Annotated in this window: 7 protein-coding genes; 2 read left to right on the plus strand and 5 right to left on the minus strand. The window is 57.7% G+C overall.

The window, feature by feature from the left end:
• Positions 1-128 precede the first annotated feature (128 nt).
• A complete protein-coding gene (gene fur, locus Q672_RS22260; protein WP_022984646.1) occupies positions 129-542 on the plus strand; it encodes a ferric iron uptake transcriptional regulator in 414 nt (137 codons plus the stop codon).
• Positions 543-670: 128 nt separating this feature from the next.
• Here fur and accC read toward each other — a convergent pair whose 3' ends face one another.
• The 4 genes from accC to dsbD all read right to left on the minus strand — a co-directional run bounded on the left by accC (position 671) and on the right by dsbD (position 5,293).
• Entirely contained in the window at positions 671-2,017 is a 1,347-nt protein-coding gene (accC, locus tag Q672_RS22265; RefSeq protein WP_022984647.1) for an acetyl-CoA carboxylase biotin carboxylase subunit, read from the minus strand.
• Between the two features lie 11 nt (positions 2,018-2,028).
• Complete coding sequence (accB, locus tag Q672_RS22270; protein ID WP_022984648.1) at positions 2,029-2,490, minus strand: acetyl-CoA carboxylase biotin carboxyl carrier protein; 462 nt, start codon at positions 2,488-2,490, stop codon at positions 2,029-2,031.
• A gap of 17 nt (positions 2,491-2,507) precedes the next feature.
• Positions 2,508-2,954, minus strand: coding sequence for a type II 3-dehydroquinate dehydratase (gene aroQ, locus Q672_RS22275; RefSeq protein WP_022984649.1), 447 nt, complete (start codon positions 2,952-2,954; stop codon positions 2,508-2,510).
• A 464-nt stretch (positions 2,955-3,418) separates the two neighbouring features.
• Positions 3,419-5,293 (minus strand): protein-disulfide reductase DsbD, encoded by a 1,875-nt coding sequence (gene dsbD, locus Q672_RS22280; RefSeq protein ID WP_235047187.1) that lies wholly within the window; start codon positions 5,291-5,293, stop codon positions 3,419-3,421.
• A 208-nt stretch (positions 5,294-5,501) separates the two neighbouring features.
• Here dsbD and Q672_RS22285 point away from each other — a divergent pair, with 208 nt between their 5' ends.
• A complete protein-coding gene (locus tag Q672_RS22285; protein ID WP_031226136.1) occupies positions 5,502-6,509 on the plus strand; it encodes a DUF2333 family protein in 1,008 nt (335 codons plus the stop codon).
• A gap of 162 nt (positions 6,510-6,671) precedes the next feature.
• Here Q672_RS22285 and Q672_RS22290 read toward each other — a convergent pair whose 3' ends face one another.
• Positions 6,672-7,544, minus strand: a complete 873-nt coding sequence (locus Q672_RS22290) for a metal-dependent hydrolase (RefSeq protein ID WP_022984652.1) — start codon at positions 7,542-7,544, stop codon at positions 6,672-6,674.
• Between the last annotated feature and the right edge of the window lie 89 nt (positions 7,545-7,633).

Here is a 7,633-nt window from a genome sequence, read left to right on the forward strand (position 1 = left end):
TGCCAACACCATCCCTGAGTGGCAGATAAAGTGCACATTTTTTTGGGTCGTTCGTCATTATTATAGGGGCAGGGAGAAAACGGCACTGCCCACGTCGGGCTGACCGAGATATTGCATGGAGCACAATAATGAAAGCAGAGAATCAGGCCCTGCAAAGCGCGGGTCTGCGGGCGACGTTGCCTCGCGTACGTATCCTTCAAATGCTCGAGTCCATCGATGAAGAGCGCCATCATCTCACTGCGGAAGATCTCTACCGGCATCTGCATCAGGCTGGGGAGGACATTGGTCTGTCCACGGTTTACCGGGTGCTGACCCAGTTTGAGCAAGCCGGGCTTGTTGCCCGCCATAACTTCGATAACGGTCATTCAGTGTTTGAGCTTTCTTCTGGCGAAGAGCATGACCATATGGTGTGTGTGGACACGAATGAAATTGTTGAATTTCGCGACCCGGTGATTGAGCGTCGCCAGCATGAAATAGCTGCGGCGCACGGTTATGACATCGTGGGGCGGGCGCTGGTACTGCGGGTGCGAAAGCGGCCCTGATGTGTACTGAAGTGAGCGGTTCGTGGCTGCGTTAAGCGCGTTCCAGTCAACGAAAAGGCCGCGATCAGATACTGATCGCGGCCTTTTTACGGCGGTTGTGATACCGCCGGGCCTAACGTTTGTGGCCGCTATTCGCTGCCCAGTTTCTTCTCAAGGTGGTGAATATCCACGCCGCCCTCAATGAACGCCTTGTCCTTGAAGATTTTTTCGCGGTGCAGATCCACGTTGGTCTTGATGCCTTCCACCACGATCTCGTCCAGGGCGTTGCGCATGCGCGCGAACGCAATGTTGCGATCTTCGCCCCAGGTGATCAGCTTGCCGATCAGGGAGTCGTAGTAGGGCGGTACGGTGTAGCCACTATAGATGTGCGAGTCGACACGCACGCCGTTGCCACCAGGGGCGTGGAAGTAGCTGATCTTGCCCGGTGACGGGGTAAAACGAACGGGGTCTTCCGCGTTGACCCGGACTTCGATGGCATGGCCCTGGAATTTGATGTCGGACTGCTGCAGTTGCAACCCCTCACCACCGGCGATGCGCAGCTGTTCCTTGACGATGTCGACGCCGGTCACCATTTCGGTTACCGGGTGCTCAACCTGTACGCGGGTGTTCATTTCGATGAAGTAGAAGCGCTCATCTTCATACAGGAACTCGAAGGTGCCTGCGCCGCGATAGTTAATGGTCTTGCAGGCATCGACACAGCGTTGTGCCACTTCGTCTTTCAGATGCTGGGGGATGTGCGGCGCGGGCGCCTCTTCCACTACTTTCTGGTGACGGCGCTGCAGGGAGCAGTCACGGTCGCCCAGGTGGATAGCATGGCCGGCACCGTCAGCGAGGACCTGCACTTCCACATGACGCGGTTTTTGCAGGAACTTTTCCATATATACGGTGGCATCGCCGAAGGCGTTCTTGGCTTCGGAACGGGTCAGGGTGATGGCGTTGAGCAGCAGGCGCTCTTCTTCCACCACGCGCATGCCTCGTCCGCCACCGCCGGCTGCCGCCTTGATGATGACCGGGTAGCCGATGTCGCGGGCCATCTGCAGGGCGCCTTCGTCGTCGTCACCCACCGGGCCGTTGGAGCCTGGAACTGTGGGGACGCCGGCCTTTTTCATGGCGTCGATGGCGGCAACCTTGTTGCCCATCAGGCGGATGGTATCGGCCTTGGGGCCGATGAAGGTGAAGCCGGAGCGCTCCACGCTTTCCGCGAAGTCCGCGTTCTCGGCCAGAAAGCCGTAGCCCGGGTGGATACCGTCGGCATCGGTGATTTCGGCGGCACTGATGATGGCCGGAATATTCAGATAGGAGTCCACGGACGGTGCCGGACCGATGCACACGGCTTCGTCGGCAAGGCGCACGTGCATGAGGTCGCGGTCGGCCTTGGAGTAAACGGCCACGGTACGAATCCCCAGTTCCTTGCAGGCACGCAGGATACGCAGGGCAATTTCACCGCGGTTGGCAATGACAACCTTTTCCAGCATGAGAGCTCTCCTTAAACGATGGAGAACAGAGGCTGATCAAACTCAACCGGTTCGCCGTCTTCTACCAGGATGGCATCAATGGTGCCGGACTTGTCTGCTTCGATCTGGTTCATCATTTTCATGGCTTCGACGATGCACAGCACATCGCCGGCTTGAACCTTTTTGCCTACTTCGGCGAACATCGGCGCGCCTGGTGCCGGGGAGCGATAGAAGGTGCCCACCATGGGAGAGCGAACCAGGTGGCCGCTGGGGGTTTCTGCGGCCGGGGCCGCGGCCTCTGCTGCGGGTGCCGGAGCAGCAGCCGGTGCGGCGGGGGCCGCTTGCGGGGCGGCGTAGTACTGGGCCGGTGCAGCAGCAACCTTGTTGCCACCACGGCTGATGCGAACGGACTCTTCGCCTTCGCAGATTTCCAGTTCTTCAATGCCAGACTCTTCCAGCAGCTCAATCAGTTTCTTGATCTTGCGAATATCCATGTCTCTAAACCATCCAGTTATGCGTTGGGGGCCAGTTGTTCAAGGGCAGCAGTAAGGGCGAGCTGGTAGCCGGTGGCTCCCAGGCCGCAGATCACGCCGCGAGCGATATCGGAAAAATAGGACTGATGGCGGAACGTTTCCCGGGCATGCACGTTGGACAGGTGCACTTCGATAAAGGGGATCGCTACGCCAAGCAGGGCATCACGCAACGCCACACTGGTGTGGGTGAATGCTGCCGGGTTGATAATGATGAAATCGATGCCTTCGGTACGGGCATCGTGAATACGCTCGATCAGCTCGTACTCCGCATTGCTCTGCAGGTGCTGCAGATGGTGGCCGGCGTCGCTGGCCTGCTGCTGAAGTTGCTGATTGATGTCGGCCAGGGTGGTATGGCCGTACTTTTCCGGCTCGCGGGTGCCAAGCAGGTTCAGGTTGGGGCCATGCAGGACCAGAATGGAAGCCAAATCGGGTCTCCCTGGAAACGTGTCGTTATTTGTTGTGAACGTGCGGGAAATTGGCTAGGAATCCTTCGCTTTCTCGCACCAATGCAATACTAGGGGGATTTCATGGCAGAAAAAAGGCTTTTACAACATTCGTTACAAGTTGACGGAAGATGCCGGGATATCGGTACTGTTTCACGATTTTTGTTTAGGGGGTGGAGGCGCTGGCTATCAGTTTTTAGCTACGAGGCGCGGGACGGGCTGTGTGGGCTGGCAGACAGTGCCCGCGGAGCAGAGTTGAAAATTCAAAGTTGAAAGGGAAAGACACACTGGGAGAGGGGAGCGATTGCGGTGGCGGGGTCAGAGAGAAGAGGCCGCGAGTGACGCGTTGCGAGTTTCAAAGGTAAAACCTGGCCATTCTGCACCGGTGTTGGGGGTTGGCCTTTCGCAACGCGTTACTCAAAACCCGTTTCTTTCTTGTTGCCGCCTTACAGGTGAGGCATCACCCTGGCGTTAAGGTGCTCAATAAAGCGTTCCGGTCCCATTTCACCCAGTACCCGGGATTTGGGGATTTCGTTGCTGGCAGGGGTGAAAAACACCAGGGCCGGCAAGCCGAGGATGTTGTATTGCGCCATGATGGCCTGGCTGTCGGCGTTGATCTCGGTAATATCCACCCGGTAGAGGTCAAAGCCTTGCATTTTGGTGAGCACGGCTTCGTTGCTGAGGGTGGTTTCCTCCAGCACCTTGCAGGCGACACACCATTCGGCGAAGAAATCCACCAACACGGGCTTGCCCGCCTGGCGGGACGCGGCCAGTGCCTGCTCCAGTGATGCCTTGCCGACAACCGTTTTCCATGGGCCGTGGTCCTGTGTGGCCGGGTTGGCTTGCTGCTGCACTGTTGCTGCCGGCTGGGTGAGCGGCTGCAAGGGTTGCAGCGGATCGCTGCCGCCACTGAGCGCGCCAACAATCATCACCGAGCCGTAGAGTGCCAGCACCAGCGCCACACCTCGCTTGAGGCGAGCCAGGCCTTCGCCGGCGGCATCCAGCGCGCCAAGCTGTACGCCATAGATGGCCAGCAGTAACCCGTACAGGCCGAGGGTGAGCGTGTCGCTGATGATACGATCCAGTAGCCAGATGGCCACGCCCAACATAACCACGCCGAAGAAGCGCTTGATCTCTTCCATCCACATTCCGGCTCGTGGCAGCAGGCTACCGCCGCCGGTACCAAAGATGATCAGTGGCACGCCCATGCCGATGGACAGGGCGAACAATGATGCTGCGCCGGTGGCGGCATCGCCGCTGGCCGCCACATAAATCAGCGCGCCAGCCAGAATCGGTGTCACACAGGGCGAAACCACCAGTGCTGAGATGGCCCCCATGATGCCCGCTCCGAGCAGACTGCCGCGTTTTTCCTGCCCGGGCTGATGTAGCTTGTCGCGCAGGAATTGAGGGAGCTGCAGTTCATAGAGGCCGAACATGGAAAGTGACAGGAGCACAAAGATCACCACGGAGGTGATGATCGCTGCGGGCTGCTGCAGAAGGAATTGCAGGTTCAGTCCTGCGCCAAACAGGGCAACCAGAAGCCCTGCCAACGTATAGGGTAATGCCACCCCCAGAACATAGGCACAGCTCAGGACAAATCCCCTTGTTGCGCTGGGGTTGTCCTGGCCGGCAATGATGCCTGACAAAATCGGCACCATCGGAAACACGCAGGGGGTAAATGCCAGTAACAGGCCGCCGACAAAGAACAGGCCTACGATCAGGCCAATGGACTGGTTTTCCATCCATTCATTGAAAGCATTGGCATCATCGGAATTCAGGGTGTCAAAGAAATCCGCGTCGTCAGAGGCGACCGGGCTGGTGGGCGACGCGGCGGGCGACTTTTTTTCTGGCTGGGGGCTGGCAAATTCAACGATCTTTTTGGTGGGGGGATAACACAGGGTGTCTTCGATACAGCCCTGGTAACGCACTTCCAGTCGGGTATCTACCAGCGGCACGGATTGCAGCGGCAAGGCCAGTGACAGGCGGTGAAAGTAGACTTCCACATCACCAAAGATCTCGTCGGTCTTGGCTTTGCCCTCCGGCAGGGTGAAATCGGAGAAGTCATCCAGCACGTTGCCGTTGGTATCGGTCAGGGTGAACTTGAACTGGTGCTGGTAAAGATAGAGGTTGTCGTACAGCTCAAAGTCGAGCAGCACTTGCTGGTTGTCCCAGTCGGCATCGGTGACCAGTACGATGGCTTCATCTACGGTGGGCAAACGATCCTGATCGCCAAACAGACTGTCAGCATTCGCATGGGCAGTCATAAAGACTGGTACCAGGGCAACCAGCAGCAAGCAGTGCCGCCAAATCAACATCATCATATTCTCCCGTCCGTCCCTCAGCCCGGATTCAGACCGCGAGACAGCGCCACGGTTCCTGAGGCCACAAGCGGGCTATTGTCGTCATCTGGGGCGGGCAAGGCAAAGGGCAATAGGCTGACCGCAACAACACGCTGACGAATGCAGGAGGGTTGGGTGTTGGGCTCATCCCTCATGTATAGTGAGTGACGGACTGATCTTGGGAGTGATCATGAGTAACGAGAAGTTCAGCGAAAAAATGGGGGATGCAATGCTGGACCCCCGCAACAACCGGATCTGGAAAGGATTGATGTGGTTGCTGGTACTGCTGCTGCTGGTCGATGTGTTGCTTGGCTGGTACTGGAGCCAGGAACCTGATCTGCGCACGGTGACCCCTGTGCCCGATGCGGTGCCGGGTGAAACCACCACCCGTGAGCTGATTTTTGTTGCCGATACCTTGCTGTCCAAGCCGGGTGGTTACCTGAGTAATGACATTCTGCCCCATCGTCTGTGGCTGGATAACATGCCCAGCTGGGAATATGGCGCGCTGGTACAGGTGCGGGATTTCACCCGGGTATTGCGCCGGGACATGAGCCGTTCCCAGTCCCAGAGCCAGGAAGACCGCGACCTGGCCATTGCCGAACCCCAGTTCAACTTTGACGCCAAAAGCTGGACCATGCCGGCCACCGAAAGTGAGTACCGCCGCGGGATCAGCGCCCTGCAGCGCTACCTGGACCGGTTGACTGACGCCAACGAAAACGACGGCAAGTTCTACGCTCGTGCAGATAACCTCAACTACTGGCTGAACGAAGTGCAGAACCGGTTGGGGTCCCTGAGTCTCAAACTCAGCCAGAGCGTCGGCCGTAGCCAGCTCAACGTGGACAAGGATGGTGCCCTGGCCATGGCCAAGGTGGATGCCGACGAGGAATTTGTGAAAACCCCGTGGCTGAAAATCGATGATGCGTTTTATGAGGCCCGTGGTGCCACCTGGGCGCTTGCGCAACTGATGCGCGCAGCGGAAGTGGATTTCGCCGAAGTGCTGCGCAAGAAAAACGCCACCGTCAGCTTCCGCCAGATGGTGCGCGAACTGGAAGCCACCCAGGAAACCGTGTGGAGCCCGATGATCCTCAACGGCGACGGTTTCGGCATGCTCGCCAACCACTCGCTGGTGATGGCCAACTATGTTTCGCGTGCCAACGCAGCGTTGATTGATTTGCGCAAGCTGTTGGTGGAAGGCTGAGACTTCAGTTAACAGTTAACAGTGAACAGTTAACAGTGAATAGTGAACAGCGTCGCGGGCCTGGTCTTTCAGGGTCTTCAACGCAAGAGGCCGCGCTCAAAGGTTGGGCGCGGCCTCTTGCGTTGAAAAATAGTAAAACGTTGCTCGCGCAACTATTCACTGTTAACTGTTCACTGCCATTTTCCTCCCCTTAGGCTCAGGCAGCGTCTTGCGCCATTCCTCGATCAGGGCGCTGTTGTCATCGTCCCAGGGGTGGAAACCGGGTTTCAGGTAGGAGAACCAGGCGGGGATGATGCTGCTGATCACGCCTTTGTAGCCGAAGCCTTTCCACAGACCTTTTGCCAGGGTCAGGGGCTTCTTGTGGACGTTGTCCCGTTTGAGCATTTGCCAGGTGAAATAACTGGAGAAACCGATCAGGTAGGCAGTACTGGAGAGGAACAGCCGTTGGCGTTCCAGGTAGTTGCCGTTGACGTCTTTGTACAGGTCGTAGGCCACCGCCTTGTGTTCGGTCTCTTCGATGGCGTGCCACACCCACAGGTTCCGTACTGCCGGGTCCATCTTGTTCATCAGGTCCGGGCGGCGAAGAATGGCGTCAGCCAGAATCGCGGTGAAATGCTCCAGGCCGGCGGTGGCCGCCAGTTGCTGGCGTTTACTCATGTGCTTGCGGGCACCGGCTAACAGTTTGTTGGTAACGGCCAGGGCCTTGCCGACGATGTCGTCGTACTTGCCATCAGCAATCAGGTCGTTGAAGGCCTGGTGCTCCAGTGAATGCATGGCCTCCTGGCCGATAAAACCGGAAATGTCCTTCTGGCGATCCTTGTCATCGACCTGGTCACGCAGGGCACGAACCGAATCCACAAAGAAACGCTCACCGTCAGGAAACGTCAGCGACAGGATGTTCAGCAGGTGTGTCAGTACCGGGTCGTTATCGAACCAGTAGTCATCGTGCTGTAGGCCTTCAAAAGAGAACCCCATGCGACGAGGGGTAATCGGGACCGAAGGGTGGGTGTGTTTTTTCACCAGAGACAAATTCATTTTACACTCCGGGCAATATGCCGTTGATGACATCGCTCAATGCGAGGAGCCTCTAAATGACTCCTTGTGTACTCAGCGTGACCTGAAGC

Origin of the sequence: Alcanivorax sp. P2S70 (assembly GCF_000475295.1) — a bacterium.
GTDB lineage: Bacteria > Pseudomonadota > Gammaproteobacteria > Pseudomonadales > Alcanivoracaceae > Alcanivorax > Alcanivorax profundi.